Here is a 26,284-nt window from a genome sequence, read left to right on the forward strand (position 1 = left end):
CTGAATGAAAATTTCTGTGAAGGATCAAGCCATAGGGTATTGATCCCTTTGGAATCCATTTGTGCGGCCGGGCTTTGAACAGACCTAAAACCCGGCCAGGGGCAGTACATTTATTTTGCGCTATTAACCTTTCCTGTTCATTTAGCTTTCGCGACAACTTCAGGTTCTGTAAGCGTGGCCACCTTGGCCTCCAGCTTGGCAATTTCCTCTTCCAGACTGGCAACCCCGGGCTTGGCGACCAGTTGCGCCATCGCCTCTTCAGTGAAGACACTCAGACCCAGTTCCTCGCGGTAACCGTGGATCTCCTTAACATCGAGCGCCCGCATAAACTCGAGAATATCGGCGCTAATCACCTGCCCCGGCACCAGAATCGGAAAGCCTGGTGGATAAGGGATGACAAAGCTCGATGAAACCACCTCCCTACCCCGCGCCTGCTCAGCTTCGATACTGCCGTCATCAATGCGCAGATATTCATACTGCTCCTCATCGTAGGCCAGGAAGTAGGCCTTACGAATATCACCATTCAGCGATTCCGGCTTACCATCAGGGCAGAATGCCGGATGGAAATGGCTAAAATCGGGTAACGGTGGTAAGTCATGCGTGAGACCCTGAACTTTTTTATCATGGATCTTGCGCTCTGCGCTGCTCATCGTCTCCATGTTCTCTTCGATCTCAGCCGCGATCTTCACCAGCACGCCAATCAGATACGCCACCGAGCTGCGTGTGGTGCCGATATTGGTCATGAACAGCACGGTATTTCTTGAGGTCTTGTTGATCTGAATACCGTATTTATCCATCAGGTATTCATTTTTGAAAGTATCGCCATCAATACCGGTCTTACCGACATACAGGGTCAACCTGCTGGGATCGACCACAAAGTCATCCTGTGACCAAGCCTCTTCCATATTAGTGTTTCTCCAACCCGTGTCCGGATCATAGTAGGCATCGATACCGGACTTGCGGTACTGAGCTGGCACCATATCCTTAGCGAGCAAAATCGTGAAATACTTACTCAGTAGCGGATTTTTTGCCACCCGCTCGCGTAACGCCATCGCCAGCTCTAACTGCTTCTGCACCAACTCATAACCTTCCAGCTCAACCTGGCGACGGCCCACATCCAGGGACGCCAATATCTGGTAGTTTGGCGACGTGGACGTATGTGTCATGAAGGCCTCATGGAAGGCCGCCTCGACCTTATGAAAATCCTGATCGTAAACATGCATCATCGAACCCTGACGCAGCGAGGTCAGGGTTTTATGGGTAGAGTGAGTCGCATAGGCACGGATACGCACCAGATCCGGATCAGGCATCAGCTCCAGATTGAGCAGCGCCTCGGTATCCTTGGGATCAAGCCTGGCTATTTTATTACTGTAAGCCTTGTACTTTTTGCGATATTCATCAGTGCGATAACGATTCTGCAGCCGCTTGGAGGCCCCCATCGCAGTGCGCATACGATAGGTTGGAGTACAGCAGGCAAAGGCAAACCAGGCTTCATCCCAGAGGAAGATCAGGTCTGGCTTGATCGCCAGACACTCCTCCATCACCCGTTCGACGTTATAAACTACGCCGTCAAAGGTGCAGTTGGTCAACAACAGCATCTTCACCCGGTGCAATTCACCGATACTGCGAAAATGCAACAGCCGCTTCTTAATCTCCTCCAGCGGCACTGCGCCGTACATGGAGTACTCGTCCAGCGGATAGGAGTCCAGATAGCTGACATGCGCGCCACTCAACATCATCCCGTAGTGATGCGACTTATGACAATCCCGATCCACCAGCACGATATCCCTGGGACGCACCAACGCCTGCACCACAATCTTGTTTGAGGTCGAGGTACCATTGGTCGAGAAGAATGTTTGCTTGGCACCAAACGCACGTGCGGCCAATTGTTGCGCTTTTTTGATCGGGCCGTGCGGTTGTAACAACGAATCCAGACCACCGGAGGTTGCCGAGGTCTCTGCCAGAAAGATACTTATGCCATAAAAGTCGACCATGTCGCGAATCCAGTGCGACTTGGTCACCGACTTGCCTCTGGAGATAGGCAAAGCATGAAACACGCCTGTCGGCTGACGACTATATTTACGCAGGGCACTGAAAAAAGGAGTCTCATAGCGCAAGGCGACACCGCGAAGAATGCTCAGATGCAGTTCGAGATAATCCTCCTGACGATAGAATATACGGCGGAAAAACTGAGTCACGTCACCGGCAATCTCTTCAACGGCCACATCGGTTACCAAGTACAAATCAAGCTCTGGACGCAGATCGGCGATCATCCGTCCCAACAGAGGACCGCGATCAGAGTCAGGCTGTTCCTCCGCCTCATGATCATCAAACTGAGACAACAGTCGTTGCAAAATATCCAACTGATGTACGGAGCGGAACGGAAATCCGTAACGAATCACACAGGCCTGAATATTATGATTGAACAGCGTCGCGATGAGTGCGTCTTCGAAGCTGGGTACCACCACCAGATCATAGATGAACTTATCCTCGGGCCTGCGCATATCACGCAACCCCTGGCGCAGCCTGGCAATCTCGGCACGATTGATATCATCGACCACCAGCAGCTCAAAATAGGGACGTACATTAACCTGAGATCCAGTAGGGTCCGACAGCTGATTGTCATCTTCCTCCTGACTCATCTCGGCGTTCAGATCAATATGATAACGACGGTAGGTGTGACTCGACAGCGCCCGTACTATGCGCGCCACCACGCGGGCAAGGGCCGGATAGTCTTCGCGATGATAGAGTTTCCACAACAGCTCAAAGTCGGACAAAGAAGGGAAAGCGGTGTAGGTTTCCATAGGTTCGAGGATGGAAAACGCATCTTCGACCGCCTTGGAGAATTTGGCGATATCCGCCTTGCGCGCATGGCGGTCAGCTAGCTTGCTGGTATATTGCTCCAGCCGGTGCCAGGTATCTGCACGCAACTGAGTCGCGCTGTGGTAGTGTCGCAATTGCTTGCGCGCCGTGGTTGAAAGAACAATAGCTTTCTCGGACATAAAGTTCCGCTCCTGATCACACCGAATACATTATTATATTTGTTATTATCTAGAGGCCAACAGGGTTACTTGAGCCTGATTAGGCCTTGTAAATAACAGCAACCAATCCGTCATTTACTTTAGTGGATATTGTAAAAACATACCACGACCCAAAAAACTAAACACCCCGCAGCGCGTCATTTTTTATAATTACATGATATTTATGAATAAAATAATTATGATTGGAATATCAAACAAAAAATAATGAGCATTCCCAATGATGGCTGCAGCGCGACTTAAATCTCTGCGCCAATTGAGCGGCATATCACAGTGCGAACTGGCCAAAAAAGCCAGCATGATACTCTTTGGTTTCTCGCCCAAGGATCCGAGATTGATACGTTGCTTTCAAGTAATACACATGTGCTGACATCTGCAGCAGATGATAGGCGTATATGGATAGATCAGGAGTGCGATCGACCTCTAGCATGTCAATATATGCGGCCTAAATTATTGATTTTTATACCGTCAAAATAAATAAACCAGGCATCAAATTTGATGAGAAATTTCTACTACAACGTGTATTACTCACCTGCGAAAAGAAACACATAGATTGCCTAATATCGAAAAAGAAACTAATATGATTCTTTTAGTATAAAAGCAATATATGAGTTTCTAGTATGAGCGAATTCCTTAAAACATTAAAAAAACGCAGAATAGCCTTAGGGTTAAAGCAAAACGATATGCTGCTTCGTGTAGGGATATCTCGTCAGCAATATCAGCGTTTAGAATCCAAAGGTAACCCCCGTCTGGATACACTAGAGCTTATAGCCAAAGGCCTCAAAAGCGAGCTTATGCTGATCCCTCAGGAAAAGCTTTTAGCAGTAAAAGCACTACTTGAAAACGACTCCTCTGCTCGCGCCTCGGGAGCAAACGAGACTCACCAACCGCTTGAAAAAAACACGCTCGCCAATGATCCCTGGAAAGACCTTTTAGGTGACGAGTCATATCGAGAATGAATTTCAAATTCTTTCTTATCTTGGTCATGATCTCCCCGGTGCTTTGATCGCCACTCCATTGGAACCAGATGACGTACCTGAACGTATTATTAACACGCATAACAAAACCAAGGTGGTAAAATTTTCAATTAGCGCGCAAGACAATCAGTTCTCACTCGCCGGTGTGCAAATGAAGTTTTCGATGAAGGAAAGAGACGGACGCTATAATCTCGCCAAGGGAAGCGAGCTGGGAGACTGGATTATCAAGACACCCTCAACAAAGCATAAATTTGTTCCGTTAAATGAATATACGGCGATGACATTAGCCTCCTTGGCGGGCGTCAACATACCCGACATAAAACTTGTTGAACTCAACAAGATCGATAGCCTTCCACAAATAAATCTGCCTGATGAACAATATGCTTTCGCAATCAAACGATTCGATCGCGATCAACATACGCACATTCATATGGAGGACCTTGCCCAAGTTCTGGTGAAATACCCCCATGAAAAATATAACTCTGCCAATTATCAACAAATAGGCAAAGTACTTTACCAGTACTCTGCCAATGGGCTGGCTGATGCTCAGCAATTCGCGCGAAGATTATTGGTCAATATACTATTGGCGAACGGTGACGCGCATTTAAAAAACAGGAGTCTTCTTTATGCAGATATGTTTTCTGCGTCACTCTCACCGGCTTACGATATCGTCACTACCAGTGTGTATATAAATAATGAAACGGAGTTCGCTCTAATCCTAGGAAAAACCAAAAAATGATTCGATGTGAGCATGGCTCACTTTCAGGTATGGGCTGAAAAGTCGGATATACCCTGGAGGGCAATACAGCCTCACTTGAACGACACCCTAGAAAAAGCACGCTTATTGTGGCCACAAGCGTTAGATGCATTGCCGATGGATGACAGCCACAAAACGCAGCTAAAGAAACACTGGCAAAGGCTTCAGGAAGAATTTCAGATCAAATAATATTTCTGATCTCCACTAGTTCTTTAGACACTTGTCAGGGTACTGACAAATTATCGTCACAACGAAAGCCAAATTCCGTGCTCTGCTGTTAGGCCACTGCTTCTTTCCAACATGCAAACGCACTTACCCTACGGTTTCGGAAGTGCTTAGCCCCAACAAAATGCCACCCGAGATTGAACAAGTTGTAGACGGCAGCGTGAACACTGACAAAATGCTGAGCCTGCCGGGGTGACTTGAACCGCCGCATTCCCCGCTCTCTCACCCATGTCTGCTGATGAGACAACTCTGCTTTGTTATATGACTTTGCAGTAGCCACCTAAGTTTGTATTGGCAAGCTAGTTTATTCATAAGAGGATGGTTACCCATTGCTCGTTAACTTGTCAGTACCTACCCTGTACCAATTCTGCATGCAGTGAATACGCAGCATAGTAGTGAGAGCTTATGAACAGCAACCATTCCCTGCCTTAGGGTAATACGGTTGAATGATCTCTTCCTTACGATTCCAGCGAGATGAAATTATCCATACGTGCGAGAAAGATCTCTTTACAGGTTTTTCTGCGTTTCAGACTGAATTCACTGTCGGCAAAAGTCAGTTGATGATCTATGACTTATTTCTGAGAATAATTACAAAGACAGATTGTCTCAAGTAATGTAACTAATCGGCAGCGGCCGCTCCCATACTAACGATACCCTGGTATTTATATATGAGACATCATTACTGGAGATCATTTTCCCGGATAGAAATGTAAGAGAAAACAGCATCAACCAGCCATAAAATTCATGATTATATTTCAACCGACACCTTCCCGATCGGGGTTGAGCAACATGCAAGAATATAGCCCGCCTGTATGTCAGGCTCGGATATACCTCCACTGTGAGCCATATGAACTTCACCTGAGACCTTTTTAATTTTGCAGGTGCCGCATAAACCGAACGTACATCCCGCCGGTATGCTCACCCCAGCCAATTTAGCCGCAGTAAGAATTGTATCGGATTCAGCGCATTTATGGAGGACATCAGATTTTTCAAAATGGACCTCTGCACAGCCATCACAGGTCAGACTCTTATCTGCTAACTTTGCTTGTTGCTTTGAAGGCGGCGCAGCTGCACCAAAACTTTCCTGATGATACCTGTCCATATCATAAGCGGTATCGGAAAGCGCCTTACTGACGGACTGCATAAATTGCTCAGGGCCACAGCAATAGACTTCCCGGTCAAGATAATCAGGAGTCATCTGGCGCAACATTTCTTGATCTAGCCGACCTTGATATCCGGTCCATGGCTGATATAGTTCAGCCTTTTCAACTACGAACCTGAGATTCAGGCCTGTTGTACGGTTTGCCATGTATTCTAATGACTGACGGAACAACAACTCAGACGGAACGCGTGCGCAGCTGATAAAAACGATATCCAGAGCCTGGCCCTCATCCCAAAGGCAAGTTGTCATCGACATCATTGGGGTTATCCCAGAGCCCGCAGAAATGAACAAAAACTTTTTACTCTTGCTGCGGGTATTAGAGAATGAGCCGCTGGGGCCAATGGCCTTCAGGCGCATGCCGTTTTTTAGATTATCTAGCATCCAGCGAGTGCCGATGCTGTCGTTTTGCGCTTTGGCAGTGATTGTGATTGTTCTTGGGCGCGACGGTGACGATGATATTGTGTAAGTACGGTGGACCGTTCCGCTGCCCGTGGGAATCTCAAGTGTTAGGAACTGACCCGGATCGAAGTCGAACAAGGCACCTGATGTAGCCCGGAATGTGAAACTACAGGTGTTTGGGCCCTCCGGATAGACAGAAACACATTCCAGCAATTCTTTATCCGACCATACTGGTCGTGTAAACGGCGTATTATGCGTGGACTCAGTCATTTGGTACAATTCTCCTAGATACGACGCTCAGTTGTAGTGGATGAGAAACTGGTTTTACTCAGCTTGAGTTTTAGAGCTGCTCAGGCGTGGACTAATCGTTTCGCAATACCAATCAACAAATCCTCTCACGCTAGCTTCGTGAATTGACGAATAGGGTCCCGGAGTGTATGCAAGTGAATTTACACCCAACTGGTTATCTTCCACGACACGGCGGTCTTCGCTATTTGTAGCGAGCCAAACTTCGGTCAAATGTTCAATATCGTAATCGTCCCCCTCAACGGCATCCTTGTCTACCAACCAACAAGTTACCAACTCCGTTTCGGTTGGGCTGATAGGAGTCACTCGGAACGTCATGCAATGGTCGGGTAAAAAGTAAGCCCAATTGCTGGGGTAGTGGAACTTGTTGAGAACGCCAGCATCCTCTTTTTGAATGTTTCCTAAACGCTTGCCGTGAACCCCAAAACTGCCATCCATAGTAAAGCTCTTTGCGCCTTCCACTAAAGGCATCCGTGATAACCGGAATTGTCCATTTGCTGGCACAACATAGCTCGACGGAAGCCCCGCGGCTTCACAAGATGCGAAATGTTCTGCAATAAAACCAGGAACTGAGTTTTCACCAATAAAAGAAACTCTCGGGTCTTCAGGGAAGGTGCGAATCAGGCTGGGGTGGTTTGCGCTACAGTGATAACATTCACGGTTATTTTCCCAAACTAGTTTCCAATTACCCTGCTCAACTATCCGCGATTCATAAGCGACCTTAGCATTACTTAGATCATGAGGGGCCAGATAGGGGGCCGCTATCTCACTGAAAGTTTCAAAATCAGGCGCTTCGTCGGCCAAACAAATATAAATCAGGCCTGATAGCTGGCGACAATGTACAGATTTTAATCCGTGATCCTGTGGAACAAAATCAGGCTCCATATCACGTGCCCATAGCAAAGACCCATCGAGGTCGTAGGTCCATTGGTGATAAGGGCAAACGAGTTTTGGTGCATTTCCTTTTTCAGCTTTGCAAATAATAGATCCCCGGTGACGACAAGTGTTGTGGAAAGCTCGAATTTCATTATCTGCACCGCGTACAACAACAATCTGATAGTCACCTATTTTGTAGGTCCGGTAGCTTCCAGTGTCTGACAATTCACATACAGGAACAACAAACAGCCATTCCTTATAGAAAACATGCTCCAGATCCTGGGCGTATATTTCGGGATCGGTATAGAACGCCCGATCCAATGCAAAGCCCGACTTGCGGTGGGACAAAAGGTGGTTAATTAAGGATGGCATCTACGGTTCCTCTGAAATCAATTTAAATAAATTGTATTTAACCTAATCAGTTAATACAATCGATCGTATATAGGTTATTAATCGGAATTAATGATTGATAGGGAATCGCAATTAATGAATATTAAACTCGTCGCAACATTTTTAGATATTTTCGAGAGCCGGAACTTCAATCGCTCAGCCGACCGTTTGAATATATCCCAGTCAAGTATTAGCGGCCGTATCCGGGCATTAGAGGCAGATGTAGGCACCCAATTGTTTGAAAGGGGGCGCGCAGGCGCGACGCCAACACCAGCAGGTATTCGTTTTGAACCGCATGCCCGACTTCTCCTCTCCACCTGGGATCAGGCACGTCGTGATACTGGCGGTAGTAGAGATCGAAATCGAGATCAGCTGCTCCGTTTGGCTGGACAATTTAGTTTAATGCGACCCGTCTTAGTAGACTGGGCGACAAAGATCCGATCTCAGGATCGTCGTACAGCCGTAGACCTACATGCGGACTATTCTATGCAGATTATTAAGGATCTATCGCTTGGAGCGATCGATATCGGAGTGCTGTATTCACCGCAATACTTACCCGACCTCGACATTAAACAGGTCGATGAAGAGCACTTTGTCATGGTTTCGACTGAAAGTTCCACATTGAGTCAAATTGCGAAGGAAACCTACATAAATACGAACTACACTTCGCACTTTAGCCAACGACACCAAGCACTTTTACCAACTTTTTCCAGTTCTCCTCTAACCGTAAGTTTTGAAGGACTCGCTGTTGATTTTCTGCGCAGACTAGGTGGAAGCGCATATGTCCCCATGCGCATAGTCGACGATCTACAAGTTACCATGGAAAACTTGAAAATTGTCGAGGATGCTCCAAACATATCTAACCCAATCTTTACAGCTGTACACTCTCGTCGACAGCATCACGCGGGGGTAATCAAAGCTCTGGCTATTTTGCAAGAGACGCTTGCCGCCTCTCGCTAATCGCCTACAAATGAATCGACCAGTATTTTGTAGACATACTTGCACTCAAAACCTTTACCCATACTTGCGATTGCAAGTATGGGTGCGTTAGGAGGGTAACGACGACGGAATCCCACGCAGCAACTTGTTGCGGAGAGCAGTGAGATCGCTCGCCCTGAATGGAGATGGCTGTGGAAAGGGTCAAGCTGGAACGCAAAATTTACGCAGTAAACTTAAGTAGAACTTGAGGCTTGAAACAGACATCGACATGTAAGGGCGCGGCTTAAAAAGCCGCTTCCTTTAATACGCTTAGAGGTATAGATACTTGAGTGATCCGATATTAATAACCTCAGCCGCAACAATGGAAAGTCCAGCAGGCCACAGTGTCTGTGATCAAGCCCTCGCCACTCAGCAGCCTCCCCTTGATTTGCTTATTCCCCCAATAGTGATGCGGGTGAAAAAAATAGGCTTTTAAGATTTTACGACCCTTATGCTCAAAGGAGACTCTTTTGATACTAAATACAGTGGCTCATATGAGGCATTAATGGATGCAGTCTCTCGCTATACACTAAAAGATAAGGCTCAAGTTGAATTGGCTTACAAATACATCGTTTTTAATTGTCTGACCGGAAACGGTGATGCCCATCTTAAAAACTTTGCGCTGCAATACAATGCGGACCTAAGTGATGTTAGGTTAACGCCGCCTTCCGATATTACCCATACACTTATATATGACACCGTAGATAAGAATCTGGCGTTAAAAGTGGGTAAGTCAAAAACGTTTCCTGATAGGAATGTTCTGATAAAGCTCGCATCAGCTGTACAGGCTTGTGAAATTTACCAACCAGAGCAATGATAAATGACTTAGCTGATGGCATCATGGATGAGTATTAATGATTCAGCTGAAATAGAAGCTTTTACTAGTTTAAGGGCCTCTGTCGAAAAGAACGTTTCATCAATTAGAGGTGTTGCATATAACCCCATAGGGTAAAGGCATGAAAAAAAAGCAAGTATGATTTTACTAAAGGTATTAATAAATAAATGGCGATTGTTAAACCTTTAACTCCTTAGATTCCTACTGGCATCAGCAGGCATAACACATGTGTTACACAAAATAAGATGACTACACTAAACCGTGTAATCAATGGCAATTACGGATTACTTAAAGTATCTGTTCTAGCTCATTGAGTAATTCAGGCTGCATAAACTGGTATATGTCTTCGATATGAAGACATTGAATCTTGTACTCAAATTCATCGCCTGCATACTCTCTAATACGGTCGGCGTGCTTGGGCTCAAACACATAAACCATATCGGCCCATTACAGCATTTCGGTACCACATAGAGTCTTACCGTTCCTCACACACTCTTTCTCATTCAAGCCGGCAGAGTTGAAATTATGAGTAGGCACTTCAACTCGAAAGATACCTTCCGCCGTCTTAGGCCGATATATTAGCAGCAGGCAGAAGACGTGCTGCAAGAACGCCAGATGAAAGCGCTTCCATTTTTATCAAATCCATCTGGCTCTTTCATTCTGCCGTTGATACCGGAGATTCAGGCTCAATGAGGCTGTTGCAAACGAGCCGCTTTCAGGGTGTTTTTCAACAGGCAAGCAATGGTCATTGGCCCAACGCCACCAGGAACCGGCGAGATACTGCCCGCCACTGACGACACTGACTGAAAATCAACATCACCTACCAACTTTCGCTTACCCTCCCTCTCCACTGCGTTAATGCCGACATCAATGACAGTAGCGCCAGGCTTGATCCAAGAGGACTTCACCATTTCTGGCCGTCCAACTGCAGCAATCACGATATCCGCTTCACGACATACAGCTTCAATATCCCGGGTTCGGGAATGCACAACTGTTATTGTGCAATTTGCCTGAAGCAATAGTTGGGCCATCGGTTTACCGACAATATTTGAACGGCCGATAACCACAGCATGCAGACCACTCAGATCGCCATGAACCTGTTGCAGCATAAGCATGCAACCCAAAGGGGTGCACGGAATCAATTCACCAGTGCCAGATGCAAGGGCTCCTACATTCAGAGGATGGAAACCATCGACATCTTTCTCAGCAGCGATCAACTGAATGATTTCCGGTTCACTTAAATGAGCAGGTAGCGGCAACTGCACGAGAATCCCATGAATCTCCGGATCCTGATTTAGTGTTTCGATAAGGCTGTTGAGCTGCTCCTGAGCGGCATCCGCGGGCAGGCGATGCTCAATTGAGCGCATTCCTGCGGCAGTAGCCTGTCGCACCTTATTTCTCACATATACCTGACTGGCTGGATCTTCACCCACCAGGACAACAGCTAAACCCGGCACCAGATCAAATTCTGCTGCAAAATCCCGGGTCTCTTCTGCGAGCGATTCCACCACTGCAGCAGACAGCTTTTTACCATCAATTATCTTAGTCATTGCGGATACCTACTTAAAAATCACAGTTTTATTGCCATCCATAAATACCCGTTGCTGGCAATGCAGCTTAACTGCTCTGGCTAAGGCAACCGTTTCAGTATCCCGGCCTACAGCAACCAGCGCTTCAGAACTGTAGGAATGATCTACTGGTTGGACTGACTGCTCAATAATCGGCCCTTCGTCCAGATCAGAGGTCACGTAATGTGCCGTGGCACCGATCAGTTTCACACCACGTGTATGGGCCTGATGATAGGGTTTTGCACCCTTGAAACCAGGAAGAAATGAGTGATGGATATTAATCGCGCGACCACTGAGCTTCTTACACAGACCATCGCTCAGGATCTGCATATAACGGGCGAGCACCACCAGCTCGGAACCGGTTTCCTCAACAATATCCATCAAAGCATCTTCCTGAGCTAATTTGTTCTCTTTGGTCACCGGCAGATGGACAAAGCGGATACCTTCACGCTCTGCCATCGGTCTCAGATCTTTGTGGTTAGACACTATCGCGGTGATCTCCATGTTCAATTCACCTTTACGCAGGCGATAGAGAAGATCATCAAGGCAGTGGTCAAACTTGCTGACCATGATCAGTACTTTGCAAGGACGGGACGCCGGTTCCAGACTCCACTCCATATCAAATCGTTCAGCGACAACGGGAAACTCTTCTTTGAGATCTGCCAGTGTACTATCACCTGATTCGATATAGCCGACTGCACGCATAAAGAAACGGTCGGTATCCTGATCATCAAATTGCGAAAGTTCACTGAGATAACAACCTCGTTCTGAAAGAAAAGAGGTCACTGCAGCGACAATACCGCTACTAGCTTTGCAAGTCGTTTTAAAAACAAACTGATGTGGTTTTGAGTTTTCTATTGTCATGATAACAACCCTTTTAGTTTACTGTGTGACTGAGTAAGGCCGGCTCAAGGCGGACTTAACTTATTTTTATATTAGACAAGTCATATAGACTCATTTAAAAAATCCAAGCTGAATGGTAAAATCACCGTCTATCGATTTTTCATTTTTATAACCGTACTGATCAAAACAAATAACTTTTCTGTTTATCAGGTTTTTGCCGTGACGGATGCGCCGGGACTGATTACACCTAGCCAAATCTCCACCACGACGAACAAACAGAGTCGCCCATAGCAGCAGAGGTAATCTAGACTGAATATAACTATCTATGATTTGATCCAGCAGCTCATCAAAATGTCTGACTCCAATGTTTTCTACTACTGCGGAATCAAATCCGATAAAACGCTATAAAGCAGAAAAATAGAGGATGCTATCTGCAAGAAAGAATGTTTCATCGACAGCGAAACTTATTAATCTCATACCATCACCTATCTTCTACTCATATCAATTCACGTCACATATTCGGATAGTTTGGCCCACCGGTTCCCTCAGGCACCACCCAAGTGATGTTCTGGGTTGGATCTTTGATATCGCAGGTTTTACAGTGCAGGCAATTCTGAGCGTTTATCTGTAATCGTGGCTGTGCCTGTGCAGCATCCTCCACAAACTCGTAGACACCCGCAGGGCAGAAACGAGCTTCAGGCCCCCCGTAGACTTTCCAGTTAATCTCAACCGGAACCCCTTCATCCTTCAACGTTAAGTGGCAAGGCTGATCCTCTTCATGATTGGTGCTTGAAAGAAACACCGAGGAGAGTTTATCGAAACTGATCACTCCATCCGGTTTAGGGTAATCAATCGGCCTGCTCTGTGACGCTTCTTTTAACTGAGCATAGTCTGGTTTATCGTCCCGCAGGGTGAAGGGTAATTTACCCTTAAACCAGTTCTGATCGAGGTAGTTGAAAGCACCACCCCAAAAGGTACCGAACTTATGCATAGCCGGACCAAAGTTGCGGGTACGATGTAGCTCTTCATAAACCCAAGAGCGCTGTAACGCCTCAGTGAATGAATTAAGCTCTTGGCCGCCCTGATTGTCGGCTGACAACGCATCAAAAATCGCCTCTGCCGCCAGCATGCCACTTTTCATAGCGGTATGGGTGCCCTTAATTTTAGCGAAATTGAGGGTGCCGGCGTCACAGCCAACCAACAAACCACCAGGAAAGCACATCTTCGGTAAGGCATTCAGCCCCCCTTTAGTGATGGCTCTTGCGCCATAAGCAACACGCTTACCACCCTCTAGCGTCTGTTTGAACACCGGATGATGCTTCATGCGCTGAAATTCATCGAACGGGCTGGTATAGGGATTGGAATAACTCAGGTCGACAACCAACCCCACCACCACTTGGTTGTTCTCTCCATGATAAAGGAAAGATCCACCATTGGTGCCCTTCTCCAAAGGCCAACCAGCGCCATGAACCACTAACCCAGGCTTATGTTTATCAGGGTCGATATCCCAGATTTCCTTGATTCCAAGACCGTAATGCTGGACGTCGGCATCAACGTCCAGATTGAACTTATCGATCAACTGTTTACCCAAATGGCCTCGACAGCCCTCGGAAAACACCGTGTACTTAGCGTGCAGCTCCATGCCCAGCATATAGCCGCTCTTAGGTTGCCCATCGACGCCGATGCCCATATCACCTGTGGCTATTCCCTTCACGGATCCGTCCTCGTTATAGAGGATCTCGGCGGCAGCAAAGCCTGGGAAAATCTCGATCCCCATGGCCTCAGCTTGTTCACCCAACCAGCGACATAAATTACCGAGACTGATAACATAGTTACCCTCGTTATGCATACTCTTCGGCACTAGGCTATTAGGTATTTTCTTCGCCCGTTCTGCATCCTGGAATAAGTATATTTCGTCACTAGTGACTGGCGTATTCAGCGGAGCCCCGCGCTCTTGCCAGTCGGGAAACAATTCAATTAGGGCACGCGGCTCTAATACGGCGCCGGAAAAAATATGAGCACCTACCTCGGAGCCTTTTTCCACAACGCAGATGGTAATTTCCCGTTCAGCTTTTTGTGCCTGCTGCATAAGCCGGCAGGCCGTGGACAAACCAGCAGGACCTGCACCAACGATAACGACATCAAATTCCATCGACTCCCGCATTACTTATCTCCTCTCCCAATCGAAAACTAGTTACCCTTATCGTTTACAGTGCTTGTTCTAATTCAGGAACTGCATCAAACAGATCAGCAACCAAACCATAATCAGCTACTTGGAAAATAGGAGCATCTGGGTCCTTATTGATCGCTACAATTACTTTCGAATCTTTCATGCCTGCTAAGTGCTGAATCGCACCAGATATACCCACCGCAATATAAAGCTCCGGTGCAACGACTTTCCCTGTCTGTCCTACCTGCATATCATTAGGTACGAAGCCAGCGTCTACTGCCGCTCGGGAAGCACCAACGGCCGCTCCTAACTTATCTGCAACCTTTTCCAACATCGAAAAGTTCTCGCCATTTTGCATGCCACGGCCACCAGAAATCACGATGCTGGCGGAAGTAAGTTCTGGTCTCTCAGAGACTGCTAAATCTTCACTGACAAAAGCAGAGAGTCCCAGATCATTTGCCTGTGTCAAAGCTTCTACAGGCGCATTGCCCTTCTGCTCCGCAAGCCCAAAAGCGGTCCCGCGTACGGTCATAACTTTAATACTATCGCTCGACTGCACTGTCGCTATCGCATTACCAGCATAGAGGGCGCGTTTAAAAGTATCAGCACTCTCGACACTGATAATATCTGACAAAGGAGACACATCCAGGGCAGCAGCCACCCGAGGTAAAACATTCTTACCATTAGCCGTAGAAGGTGCCATTATATGGCTATAATCATTCGCTAGAGACTGAATTAAAGCCGCTGCATTCTCCGCTAATTGACCGTTGTAGCACGCATTATCTGCAACTCTTACTCGGTTAATACCGCTGATCATTGCGGCCGATTCTGCGGCCCCTGCACAATTCTCACCCACTACCAAAATGTCAATATCACCACCGATCAAACCAGCGGCAGTTACCGTGGTCAGCGTGATCTCCTTTAAACTGCTGTTGTCATGCTCCGCAATTATCAAGATGCTCATTTAGATCACCCCCTTTTCAGTTTTCAGTTTTTCTACCAGCTCTTCAACCGAGCTCAGAATTTCACCGCCTTGGCGTACGTCTGGCGTTTCTACCATGAGGGTTTTTATCCGTGGAGTCAGGTCTAGCCCATACTCCTCTGCAGCTTTAGTCACTAAAGGTTTACGTTTGGCCTTCATGATATTCGGTAATGAAGCATAACGAGGCTCGTTAAGGCGTAAATCACAGGTAATAACCGATGGCAAATTCAGGCTTATTGACTGCAAGCCACTGTCTACTTCACGAGTAAGGTTAATCTTGTCGCCACAAACCTCCAACTTAGAAACGAACGTGCCCTGAGACCAACCGGTAATTGATGCCAGCATCTGTCCCGTTTGACCATTATCAGTATCGATAGACTGCTTTCCTAAAAGCACCAATCCAGGCTGCTCTTCTTCAATCACCTTTGCCGCCAACTTTGACACTATTAAAGGCTCCAGCGCTGTGTCTGACTCGATGAGCAGTGCTCGGTCGGCTCCTATCGCCAGAGCTGTACGTAGCTGCTCTTGTGACTGAGATGCTCCGATAGCAAGCGCTACAATCTCTGTAGCGACACCAGCCTCTTTTAGACGAACGGCTTCTTCAATGGCAATCTCGCAAAATGGGTTAATCGCCATTTTTACATTGTTCAGATCTACATCACTATTGTCCGCATTAACTCGAATTAATACGTTCGGATCCGAAACCCGCTTTACCATCACTAATATCTTCATTTCGTATTCTCTGCTTTGTTGTTGCCTAAATTAACGGTCAAGATACCTTCACCTAAATATATATATCTCAAGCTTTGGCCAGTGAATCCCCCCGACCAAAGCTCTCACGCGCTATTCTCTATTAGAAGATTTAAAGCATCCCTGGACTATCCGGTCGATGATCATGGCACAGAACAGAATGGCTAAACCGGCCAGTAGACCCTGCCCTTTAGCTGCGAACTGCAAGGCCTGAAGTACATCTGTACCTAGACCTTCAGCACCAATCAACGAAGCAATAACCACCATCGAGAGGCACATCAAGATCGTCTGGTTGACGCCAGCCATAATGTTAGGCATGGCTAAGGGGATTTCCACATCCAGTAGCAGTTTGCGGCGTGTACAACCAAAGGCTAGCGCACCCTCTACAATAGACTCAGGAACTTGCTTGATACCCAGAGCCGTCAAACGTACCACTGGCGGCATTCCAAAAATAAGCGTAGCAAGAATACCCGGTGGCTTACCTGTACCAAAAAACGCAATAATCGGTATCAGGTAAACGAATGCAGGCATGGTCTGCATAAAATCCAATACCGGTCGGACGGCGGTATCGATGGTGCGACTCTTCGCGCACAAGATCCCGAACGGCACGCCGAGCAACACACACAGAGTGGCCGCAGCCCCCAGCAGCGCAACCGTGGCCATACTCTTTTCCCAATACCCCAAGAATGCCAGATAGGCCAACGCGGCTAGGGTAAAGATCGCCACCCTCGGGCCTGCCATACGCCAAGCTATCACCAGTATTACCATCGCAATCACCGGCCAAGGTGTCTCGACCAGCACCACCTCCAGACCATCCAGCAGTACGCGGATAGTGCTAGTGATGCCGTCAAAAAAACCAGCTCCCTTCAGGGCCACATTGTCAAAGCCTTCATCTAGCCAGCTAGCCGCTCCAGAGAAAACTGCTTTATCAGCGGGAAACTGAGTCAACCATTCAACCGGCTTGGCAACCGTAAAGCGATATAGCGTCAGCGGAAACATCACTGCTAACATTACCGCACCCACCAGCAGGTTCTGCTGACTAAAACCACTTGTATCAGTGCTACCCGCGCGCCAACGGCAATACTTCTGTTCATAAAATATATTGGCCAAAAAACCCTGGATCAGCGTAATAGCTATCAGCGACAGCACTCCCCAAAGCATCAACTGATTAGCCCCCGCTGCAGCCGTATCTGCGGCTGCAAGAAATTTATCTGCGGCTCGCTGTAGGTTATCAGCGTTGCGCTGCAGGACCTCGGCATTGGAGATGCCAGCTTCCAGGGCAGCCTGAGCCTTGGCCGCCATCTCCTGGGATTTATTGCCCAGGCGTTCCGCCCGTGCCAACTCGTCTGCGCCCAATTCACCCCATAACCCTCGACCCAGCTGAACCAGTGCAACCAAGGTAGCGATAGTGCTCGCCCAGAAGAAACCCCAGACGTTACGTGCAGAGGCCCAGAGTGGCCCAAATAGTGCTGCACTAAGATTAAAGGTGAGAGTGAGGTTATTACTGGACTGAATCTTCTCGAACTGTTTGCTGTAATAATGCCCCTGACGTTCTGCAAAACGATGAACCGACTTCGTCTGCTCACTCTGCGCCGTGGTTTCAGTCATATCGTTCATGCTACTCCTCCCCCTTAATTCCCTGCAGTAGGATATCTTTACTGACAATACCAATATCCTCCCCAGCCGAATTGGTGATGATTACCGGTAACTCCGAAGTAACGGCGATATCGATCAGGCTATCGAGATTGGTGTTCTCATCGGCGCGCGGGGCATCAGCCAGATTGATATCGGCACTCAGCGTATCAGCATTGATGTCCTTCATGATCGAGTGCGCGCAGACCAATTTAAGATTGGAGATATCTTTGACGAAATCAGCCACATAATCATCAGTCGGGTTCATCACGATTTGCTCCGGGGTGCCGACCTGAATCAAAAGGCCATCCTTCATGATCGCAATGCGGTCGCCAATACGGATCGCTTCATCAAGATCATGTGTAATAAAGACGGTGGTTTTCTGCAGCGTCTTGGTCAGAGTCACGAACTGATTTTGCAACTCGCGACGGATCAGCGGATCGAGTGCGCTGAAAGGTTCGTCCATTAACAACACTTCGGGATCACTAGCCAACGCCCTGGCCAAGCCGACGCGCTGCTGCATGCCTCCAGAAAGTTCACTAGGTAGACGATCCTCAAAACCATCGAGGTTCACCAACGACAGTGCATGTTGGGAGATTTCCCACCGCTTGAATTTGGGAACGCCCTGCACCTCTAGCGGAAAGGCAACATTATCCAACACTGTCCGGTGTGGCAGTAGCGCCATATGCTGGAACACCATGCCGATATGTTTGGCACGCATATCCCGTAACTCGTTATGGGACAGAGCAGACACATCCCGACCAAGTACTTTTATGTTACCGGCAGTGGGCTCAATCAGGCGATTCAAGTGACGAATCAGTGTCGACTTACCGCTTCCGGAAAGCCCCATGATGCAAAAAATCTCACCTCGAGGCACTGTAAAGGAGACATCAGCAATCCCCACCACACAACCAAAACGTTCCAGTACTGCGGCTTTGTCCAGCCCCTCTTCATTTACCGCCTGCATCGCCTGATCAGATTTTTTTCCAAAAATCTTCCAAACCCCTTCTAACTGAATAACATCGGTATCCATATTGGGTTCTCCACTGCTGTTTAGTGTTTTTGCAGGAATATAATCGCTGTGTGACTCTATAAATGGCCCCAGAACCTACCTCTGGGGCCATCATCCACTCAACATCAATACTCAATGATGGCGGGCCTGACTATTGACCCAACCAAGATTCGACCAGGTCGCTATGCTCAATAACCCACTCTTTTGCAAGCGTCTCAGGATCCTTCTTACCCACCACCATTCCATAACTTAGTTGACCCACTATGTCAGAATTAAGCTTGAAGTTTTTAAGTAGGATCGCGGCTTCTGGCTGATCCTTTTCCAAAGATTTTGAGAAGTGAACATAGAGATTCGCACTGGCCCATGCACTATCAGCATTGGATTTAGCCAGCCAATCAGCATCATCGGTTGGTTGCAGCACCTTCCAGGTTTCTGCGTTATGGGCCGGTTCTTTCAAGAAAACGAGCTCGTGCGTCGCAAACACGTGATGCGGGGTATAGCAGAAGAAAGCATAAGGCTTATCCGCCTTAACTGCGGCATCCAGTGCCGCCCAATTGAGCGGAGTATCCAGCTCAACCAAATTCATGGTTTCAGCATAACCATAGCTTTTGGCTTTAATGATCTCGACCGTAGTCGATGCTGCGCCTGGTTGGCCGACCCACATCTCACCCATGCCATCTCCATCGGTGTCGAAAAGTACTGACTTATCCGGGTCTGACAGATCAAAAATTGACGTGATATTGTACTTCTCAGATGTCGCCTTAGTGACGCAGATTCCCTGCGCTGCTTCTACACCGTTCGGGTTCTGAACGACGGTTCCATTCTGTTTAACATATTTATCATGCAAGTTTTGCTGGTTAGGCAACCACACTTCTGGATGAACGTTTATAGAACCCCGGTCCATCGCTTCGAAAATAACGGCGTTGGATCCACTTTGCATAGCAACATCCAACCCCAGATTATCCTCCATCACCACTTTCAGAATATATGCTGTAGCAGCGGCCGAAGGCCAAGCAGGAACGCCTACAACCACATCAGCAGCCTGGGTCAAACCACCGATTAAACTCAATACAACAGCGGCGCTCAAGGTCTTTACTTTCTTCATAACATTTACCTTCTACAAGTATTACTGTGTCAATAATGCAGCCTATGCTTACGACCTAACACACAGATTTTCTGGATCGAACAGAGACTCAGCAACCACTCGCGCAGGATAAGCCTGCCCTATGATTTCGACGTCACATTCAGCCCCTTCATGGGAATGAGCAGGATCAATAAAGCCCATCACAATGTTCTTATTAACCCGGTAACCATAGCCAGCAGAAGTCACCGTACCGATGACCTTACCGTCGACGCAGATAGAATCACCTGGATGAGCGGCAGCCGTTTCACAATCAACCGTCATAGTTACAAACTGTCTGCGAGCAGGCTGTCCGGCCTTAGCCAGCAATGCGTCTTTACCTGGGAAGCTCTCCTTGTCCATTTTGATAAAGCGATTTAGTGAACTCTCGAAGGGATCATATTCAGTGATCAGGTCAGCTTTCCAATGGCGGTAACTCTTCTCGAGACGCATCGATTCTGTGGCCATCCCACCGAAAGGTGCCAAGCCAAACTCTGTACCAGCTTCAGTGAGGAGTGTATGAACCAGCAAGAGCTGCTCATTAGGCACATGCAATTCCCAACCCAATTCGCCACTGAAACTAACACGCATAGCCAGAGCTTCGGCATGACCGATAAAGACAGACTTTGCCGTTAGCCAAGGGAATGCTGCTTTTGACCAATCGGTACGAGGAGAAAGCTTAGCCAGCAAGTCACGAGATTTAGGACCCGCTACCACCAAAATAGTGTGGGAATTCGTCATAGGGACGATCTCAACACCTTCCTTCGGAAGATGAGTGCGCAGCCAATCCATATCATGGTATTCGGACGCAGCAGCTGAACCGTACCAGAAGCGATCTTTTGCCAGTTTAGCCAGTGTTGCTTCACCCTTAACATTGCCTTTATCAGTCAAGAAATAGCACAGACCTACGCGACCCACTGTTTTCGGCACATTGGAGCACATAAGGCTATCCAGCCATTCGGCTGCCTTAGGTCCCTTAATTTCATAGCGGTTAAATCCGCTCACTTCCATCAGGCCAACCCGCTCGTGCACGGCCTTAACTTCTTCGGCAACAATTTTGTCAGTCTCGGTAAAGCTGAAGCTGTGCTTGAATTCAAAATCAGCGCTTGGTTTAAAGAACATAGTTCGTTCCCAGCCATTAACGACACCAAACTCCGCATTCTGCGCTTTAAGCACAGGATAGATCGGTGTTGTTTTAGCCAAACGGCCTGCTGGACGGAATTCATGAGGCATATGGAAGCGGAATTCGTTCTGATAGTCCTCAACCGCTTTTAGCGCAGTAAGCTCTGTATTCGCGTGACGGGTGAAACGCGCCGGATCAAGGCACCAGGTATCCCACTCAGACTCACCATGAACGATGATTTCAGCCAGAATTTTACCGTGCCCACCACCTTCACCCAGACCGGCCCGCAGACCAATGATCGAGTAAGCATTGTCCAACCCTGGTGTTTTACCAACCAGCGGATTACCGTCAATTGTATAAGTAATAGGGCCGTTAACGATGCTGTGAATACCTGTTCTCTCAAGGCATGGCATCCGCTTAAATACACGTTCCATATTATCTAGACAGCGATCCAGGTCATCCGGACACAGAGCATTGACAAAGTTAGGATCGATACCATCCATACCCCAGGTTTTACAGCGTTGCTCGTAGATTCCGACCAGCAGACCATCTTTCTCCTGGCGGCTATAGAAGTCATCAAGAGGGTCACGCAGCAGTGGAACACGCTTACCAAAGTCCTGTATTTCAGGTATCGATTCGGTTAAGAAATACATGTGTTCCATGGAGATAACAGGGTATTGGATACCCATCATTTTACCGATCTCGTTAACACGATATCCGCCAGCGTTAACGATCTTCTCACAAGTAACATCGCCATCTTTGGTCTGAACTACCCACTCGCCGTTCGGCTTCTGATAAATATTTTCAACCGGGTTGTTACGAAAGATTTCAGCACCCGCTTTACGCGCACGTCGCGCCAAGGCTTGACAAAGCTGAGCCGGATCGATATCACCGTCTAAAGGATCCCAGAGACCTCCTAGCAGCTCATGAGTTTCAATCAGTGGATGGCGTTTGGCACATTCAGCGGCGTCGAGCAGTTCAAAATCGACTCCCATGCCTTTTGCAACGGAGATGAAGTGTTTGTATCCATCCATGTGCGCCTGAGTAGATGCTAGACGAATCCCCCCGGAGGCATGATGGTAATTAATCGGGTAATCAGGATCGTCAGCTAACTCTTTATACAACTTGATACTGTGGCTTTTCAGGCCGACCATCGTTTGCAACGCACCGAAATTTGTCACCTGCGCAGCTGAGTGCCAGGTAGTACCAGATGTCAGTTCATTACGTTCGATCAGCGCAACGTCAGTCCAACCCTCCTCGGTTAGATGGTATAGAGTACTGCACCCTGCGATACCTCCGCCGATCACGACGACTCTGTAATGGGATTTCATATCGACCTCTCCTAATTCTGATAACGTTAGCGCTAATCGCCTTTGCGGCACACTCGGCATCATTATGTTGATTAAGCACTTCCATCAATAATGGAAGCGCTTCCATTTCATCCAGATTAACTTTCACAGGCGAAACAAGTCAATACCTTTTTACAACTAATTTTCAACTGCCTCAGTTCTCAGTCATCACCAATATGTTATATTGGTGATTCTATTTATTAAATATTACTTCCAATGGGAACTTGCGGCTTAGTAATTGTAAGCACTAAAGGAATACTGAGATAAGTATGAAAGCGCACAACACTCAAGCGGGTAGTCCAACCATGGAGGATGTCGCGCGCACTGCAGGCGTAGCGTCAGTAACGGTATCACGCTACCTCAACAACCCAGATTTAGTCAGCGAGCGTAGTAAACAGAAGATATCTGACGCGATCAGTTTGCTGAAATACGTCCCACATGCTGCAGCGCGAACGCTTGCGTCTAAACGATCGCGCCTGATTGGCGCGATCGTGCCCTCATTAGACAACAACCTTTTTGGGCTTGCCCTCGAAGTGTTTCAGGATCAGATATCAAAGGCTGGTTACACTTTGATAGTGGCCTCGAATAACTACAATGCAGAAAAAGAGCGCGAACACATTAATCAGATGGTGTCTCACGGTGTAGATGCCATGTTTCTGATCGGAAACTCTCGTGATGAAGCTATTTACCAGTTACTCGAAGCGAAAGAAATACCTTATGTATTGACGTGGACGATAGACCCCCAGCAGAAACACCCTTGTATCGGGTTTAACAACCAGATCGCCGCGGCCCGTGTTGCCGAATATTTATTAGATCTTGGGCATCAAAAAATCGCAATGATCTCTGGTTTTGTAAAAAAAAATGACCGAGCACGAGACCGATTACAGGGTGTTCGCGATGCCATGGCTCGACGCGGACTGCACCTGCCGAGTGAATATCTCATAGAAGGCCCTTTTGGCGTTGAACGGGGCCGAGAAGCGTTCCGGCTACTGATGTCCCGGCCAGCACCACCTACGGCTGTGATCTGCGGCTCAGAACCTTTTGCCTACGGCGCTATTTTTGAAAGCAAACATCTGGGTATTGATATCCCCCGGCAGGTCTCCATTACTGGTTTCGATGATATGTGGCTAGCATCGAACATAAGTCCTCGCTTAACGACAGTAAGAACACCTCAACAACAGATGGGCGTGCTTGCAGCCAAATATCTACTCTCCAAATTAAAGGGTGAGGACGTGCCGGTACCCCGCCCCCTGGAGACCGAACTCATTGTACGGGAGTCTTGCTCGCCCCCCCTCTCCTCTTAAATACCGCGACCGTCCTGCCTGTGAAATCCCAGAAGTGAAAACAGCCTAACGGAAAAGCAGCCATATGATTCGCCGTAAAAAAGCTAGCGTCTGTTGCTGGGGTTTATGGCGAGCTAAATCAATGCAACAGAGGTTGGTTTAGCACCATTATGCCGGATGCTGTACTGTGCAAAAAAAGTCTGCATCGCAAATAATATTACAACAGGTGACCGGCACAAGATTGTAGCACTTATCGACTCTGAGTCACGGAGCAGCACAATGAACGGGCACCTTGAACGGCGCCCGGTCAATCTCACTCGACGGGGATGGCAACCTCAACGAGATCGGTCGAGTTTTGGATTCCTGCGGCACTTCGTTGGGTATCATGCCAGATACCCTTGATCAAAGCAGCACATTGCAGAACCATGACGATGGAGAATGGAAAAGCACCGATGACCATCGCCGTCTGGATGGCTTTGAGTCCTCCGCCTGGCCCCCCGGCAATCAATAGACCGGCCACAACGGCACCCAAGGCGATGCCCCAGAAGTAGATGTGCGGGCGCGCTTTAGGGCCTTCGTCTCCGGCGGCGTTAATGGTGTTGACAATCAAAACCGCAGAGTCAGCTGTCGTCACCAGATAAGTGAGTAACAATACTACGATGAGAACTGACATTACCCACCCCCAGTACTCGCCCAACATATGGACGACCATTGCGAAGATCTTATCGCCATCGGAGCTAGAAAAAATAGCATCCCCTGCGTCACCATTCAGCGTGAGATCAATCGCTGTTCCGCCCGCAAAGCTAAACCAAACAAAACACATGATCGCAGGGGTGACCATCGCACCCAGAACGAATTCTCGAATGGTACGACCCTTTGAGATACGCGCAAGAAACATGCCCACGAAGGGTGCAAACGCAACCCACCACGCCCAGTAAAATACCGACCACGCTCCCTGCCAGCCTTCCTGTTTTGTAGCGATGGAGTCTGCGACACCGTCAGCGCGGAAGACCTGAAACATCAGTTTCGGAAGCGACATGACATAGTCGATGATGCCGTAGAACAAGGCATTCAAACCAAAAAAAGTGGACCCAAAGATCAGGAAGAAGCCCAACAGGAAGATAGACAGGCACATGTTGATGTTCGACAGCATCTTGATCCCTTTACCGACACCGGACAAGGCCGACATGGTCGAGGCCGTCATGATGATGACAATCGCGACCAAAACGCCAAGTGTGTTTGCGGTGCCTTCCTCGCTGGTAAGACCGTCGATACCAATCCGAGTCATCCCAGCTACAAATTGCTCGACACCAAAGCCAAGTGCCTGCGCGACACCTAGAATGGTCGCCACAACGGCAACAATATCGATAACGTTGCCAAGCGTGCCAGACAGTGCCTTGCCGAAGATAGGTGTTAGCGATGATCGTACGGTTAATGGCAATCCACGCCGATAGCTGAAATAGGCCATCGCCATACCGGTAATACCGTAGCACGCCCAAGCGCCGAAGCCCCAGTGCAGATTTGACCATTTGTAGGCGTTGCGGATGTTTTCAGCCGTCCCGCCTTCGGCCAAGCCGGCAATGACATCGGGATTATTCTGAAAGTGATAGACAGGCTCAGCCACAGCCCAGGTCAGCATACCAACGCCGATAGCTGCTCCAAACATCATTGCGAACCACGAAAAGTCCCCAAACTCAGGTTCATCGCTTTCAACTCCAAGCTTTAAGCGGCCCGACGCGGGAATGAGCGCCAGGGCTGCGCACACGATAAGAAACAATGCGACGATATAGATATACCAATATGCTGTATTAGCAAGGATGAAGCTATTAATGACATTCAGAATGCGGCTAGCCTGATCAGGGAATACAACAGCCCAGATCACGAGGATCGAAACGATAATTTTCGAATAGATGGCCACACTTTTGTTAAAGCCAGTATAGAATCCGTCCACGGATGTCTGGATCGGCAAATCCATTAAAGGGGGTTTTAAAGACATAATTTCTTCTCTGCTAGTTTTTATTATGGCGTTCGGCGAATAGTTCCATTGCGCCAAATCAGCTAACTCACAGACATAAATGGAAGCGCTTCCAAAAAAAATACTCTACTACATTGATTCATGTCAACAGGCTTTCTAAAAGAAATTAAACTTTCTTAAGAATCTATAAATCACACCAAAAAAGAGCAATATATTAACGCTATATGCGACAATACAAGGCTTTTTTTCACCAAGCTCAGCCCGAAAAAACACTTGTCTGAAGAACCAATGCGACAGAAAAACCGACACTGCAGTCTACAAGCACCGCATGTACCTGACTCATATCCTCTTGAGGAGGTAATCGCTTCCCTTCAGAGACCGTGCCTGCCGTTTACTGTGCTGCAGTTACGCACAACTCCACAAGTATGTTCGGCCTGGCCATATGCGCTTCAACACAAGCACGGGCTGGTTTTGGCTTATCAGCAATCCAGGCATCCCACACCTTGTTCATCGCAGCAAAGTCTTTCATATCAC

General features: G+C 47.8%; 20 protein-coding genes and 1 pseudogene. 6 read left to right on the plus strand and 15 right to left on the minus strand.

The features are described 5' to 3' along the window. Window positions 1–137 precede the first annotated feature (137 nt). Window positions 138–3,002, minus strand: a complete 2,865-nt coding sequence (locus tag ABY436_RS09615; protein ID WP_372738758.1) for an aminotransferase class I/II-fold pyridoxal phosphate-dependent enzyme — start codon at window positions 3,000–3,002, stop codon at window positions 138–140. Between the two features lie 656 nt (window positions 3,003–3,658). On the opposite strand from ABY436_RS09615, the gene ABY436_RS09620 reads away from it, so the two are divergent. From ABY436_RS09620 to ABY436_RS09630, 3 genes are read left to right on the plus strand one after another with little or no spacing between them, the layout of a single operon-like run. After that, on the plus strand, window positions 3,659–3,997 hold the full coding sequence (locus tag ABY436_RS09620) for a helix-turn-helix transcriptional regulator (protein ID WP_372738759.1): 339 nt from the start codon (window positions 3,659–3,661) through the stop codon (window positions 3,995–3,997). Then, window positions 3,975–4,754 carry a type II toxin-antitoxin system HipA family toxin gene (locus ABY436_RS09625; protein WP_372738760.1) on the plus strand — a complete coding sequence of 260 codons (780 nt, stop codon included), beginning with the start codon at window positions 3,975–3,977 and terminating at the stop codon, window positions 4,752–4,754. Before ABY436_RS09620 ends, ABY436_RS09625 begins: the two co-directional genes overlap by 23 nt. Window positions 4,755–4,766: 12 nt before the next feature. Further along, window positions 4,767–4,961: a hypothetical protein gene (locus tag ABY436_RS09630; protein ID WP_372738761.1), complete on the plus strand. Its 195-nt coding sequence runs from the start codon at window positions 4,767–4,769 to the stop codon at window positions 4,959–4,961. 442 nt (window positions 4,962–5,403) lie between these two features. On the opposite strand, the pseudogene ABY436_RS09635 reads toward ABY436_RS09630, so the two are convergent. The 3 genes and pseudogenes from ABY436_RS09635 to ABY436_RS09645 all read right to left on the minus strand — a co-directional run. Then, window positions 5,404–5,566 (minus strand): annotated as a pseudogene (locus tag ABY436_RS09635) (IS5/IS1182 family transposase); the annotation flags it as partial. Between the two features lie 179 nt (window positions 5,567–5,745). After that, entirely contained in the window at window positions 5,746–6,828 is a 1,083-nt protein-coding gene (locus tag ABY436_RS09640; RefSeq protein WP_372738762.1) for a 2Fe-2S iron-sulfur cluster-binding protein, read from the minus strand. Window positions 6,829–6,882: 54 nt separating this feature from the next. After that, window positions 6,883–8,112 (minus strand): SRPBCC family protein, encoded by a 1,230-nt coding sequence (locus tag ABY436_RS09645; protein WP_372738763.1) that lies wholly within the window; start codon window positions 8,110–8,112, stop codon window positions 6,883–6,885. Window positions 8,113–8,226: 114 nt separating this feature from the next. On the opposite strand from ABY436_RS09645, the gene ABY436_RS09650 reads away from it, so the two are divergent. Further along, window positions 8,227–9,090, plus strand: a complete 864-nt coding sequence (locus tag ABY436_RS09650; protein ID WP_372738764.1) for a LysR family transcriptional regulator — start codon at window positions 8,227–8,229, stop codon at window positions 9,088–9,090. 469 nt (window positions 9,091–9,559) lie between these two features. After that, window positions 9,560–9,925, plus strand: coding sequence for a HipA domain-containing protein (locus ABY436_RS09655; protein ID WP_372738765.1), 366 nt, complete (start codon window positions 9,560–9,562; stop codon window positions 9,923–9,925). Between the two features lie 704 nt (window positions 9,926–10,629). Here the strand turns inward: ABY436_RS09655 and folD are convergent. From folD to ABY436_RS09700, 9 genes are all read right to left on the minus strand, one after another. Beyond that, the gene (gene folD / locus ABY436_RS09660; RefSeq protein WP_372738766.1) at window positions 10,630–11,493 is read right to left on the minus strand and encodes a bifunctional methylenetetrahydrofolate dehydrogenase/methenyltetrahydrofolate cyclohydrolase FolD; all 864 of its coding nucleotides are present in this window, start codon (window positions 11,491–11,493) and stop codon (window positions 10,630–10,632) included. 9 nt (window positions 11,494–11,502) lie between these two features. Further along, complete coding sequence (gene purU, locus ABY436_RS09665) at window positions 11,503–12,375, minus strand: formyltetrahydrofolate deformylase (protein ID WP_372738767.1); 873 nt, start codon at window positions 12,373–12,375, stop codon at window positions 11,503–11,505. 490 nt (window positions 12,376–12,865) lie between these two features. Next, a complete protein-coding gene (locus ABY436_RS09670; RefSeq protein ID WP_372738768.1) occupies window positions 12,866–14,518 on the minus strand; it encodes an electron transfer flavoprotein-ubiquinone oxidoreductase in 1,653 nt (550 codons plus the stop codon). A 43-nt stretch (window positions 14,519–14,561) separates the two neighbouring features. After that, window positions 14,562–15,488 (minus strand): electron transfer flavoprotein subunit alpha/FixB family protein, encoded by a 927-nt coding sequence (locus tag ABY436_RS09675; protein WP_372738769.1) that lies wholly within the window; start codon window positions 15,486–15,488, stop codon window positions 14,562–14,564. Continuing rightward, on the minus strand, window positions 15,489–16,238 hold the full coding sequence (locus ABY436_RS09680; RefSeq protein ID WP_372738770.1) for an electron transfer flavoprotein subunit beta/FixA family protein: 750 nt from the start codon (window positions 16,236–16,238) through the stop codon (window positions 15,489–15,491). A 111-nt stretch (window positions 16,239–16,349) separates the two neighbouring features. Beyond that, a complete protein-coding gene (locus ABY436_RS09685; protein ID WP_372738771.1) occupies window positions 16,350–17,873 on the minus strand; it encodes an ABC transporter permease in 1,524 nt (507 codons plus the stop codon). Between the two features lies 1 nt (window position 17,874). Continuing rightward, the gene (locus ABY436_RS09690) at window positions 17,875–18,921 is read right to left on the minus strand and encodes a glycine betaine/L-proline ABC transporter ATP-binding protein (RefSeq protein WP_372738772.1); all 1,047 of its coding nucleotides are present in this window, start codon (window positions 18,919–18,921) and stop codon (window positions 17,875–17,877) included. Window positions 18,922–19,051: 130 nt separating this feature from the next. Beyond that, on the minus strand, window positions 19,052–20,005 hold the full coding sequence (locus ABY436_RS09695) for a glycine betaine ABC transporter substrate-binding protein (protein ID WP_372738773.1): 954 nt from the start codon (window positions 20,003–20,005) through the stop codon (window positions 19,052–19,054). 48 nt (window positions 20,006–20,053) lie between these two features. Further along, on the minus strand, window positions 20,054–22,474 hold the full coding sequence (locus ABY436_RS09700; protein ID WP_372738774.1) for an FAD-dependent oxidoreductase: 2,421 nt from the start codon (window positions 22,472–22,474) through the stop codon (window positions 20,054–20,056). Window positions 22,475–22,761: 287 nt separating this feature from the next. Here ABY436_RS09700 and ABY436_RS09705 point away from each other — a divergent pair, with 287 nt between their 5' ends. Next, a complete protein-coding gene (locus ABY436_RS09705) occupies window positions 22,762–23,796 on the plus strand; it encodes a LacI family DNA-binding transcriptional regulator (RefSeq protein WP_372738775.1) in 1,035 nt (344 codons plus the stop codon). A 292-nt stretch (window positions 23,797–24,088) separates the two neighbouring features. On the opposite strand, the gene ABY436_RS09710 is transcribed toward ABY436_RS09705, so the two are convergent. After that, window positions 24,089–25,771, minus strand: a complete 1,683-nt coding sequence (locus tag ABY436_RS09710) for a BCCT family transporter (protein ID WP_372738776.1) — start codon at window positions 25,769–25,771, stop codon at window positions 24,089–24,091. Between the two features lie 370 nt (window positions 25,772–26,141). Next, a partial coding sequence (locus tag ABY436_RS09715; protein ID WP_372738777.1) for a Rid family hydrolase occupies window positions 26,142–26,284 on the minus strand: 143 nt, incomplete at its 5' end.

Source organism: Neptunomonas sp., assembly GCF_041601355.1.
Taxonomy (GTDB): domain Bacteria; phylum Pseudomonadota; class Gammaproteobacteria; order Pseudomonadales; family Balneatricaceae; genus Neptunomonas.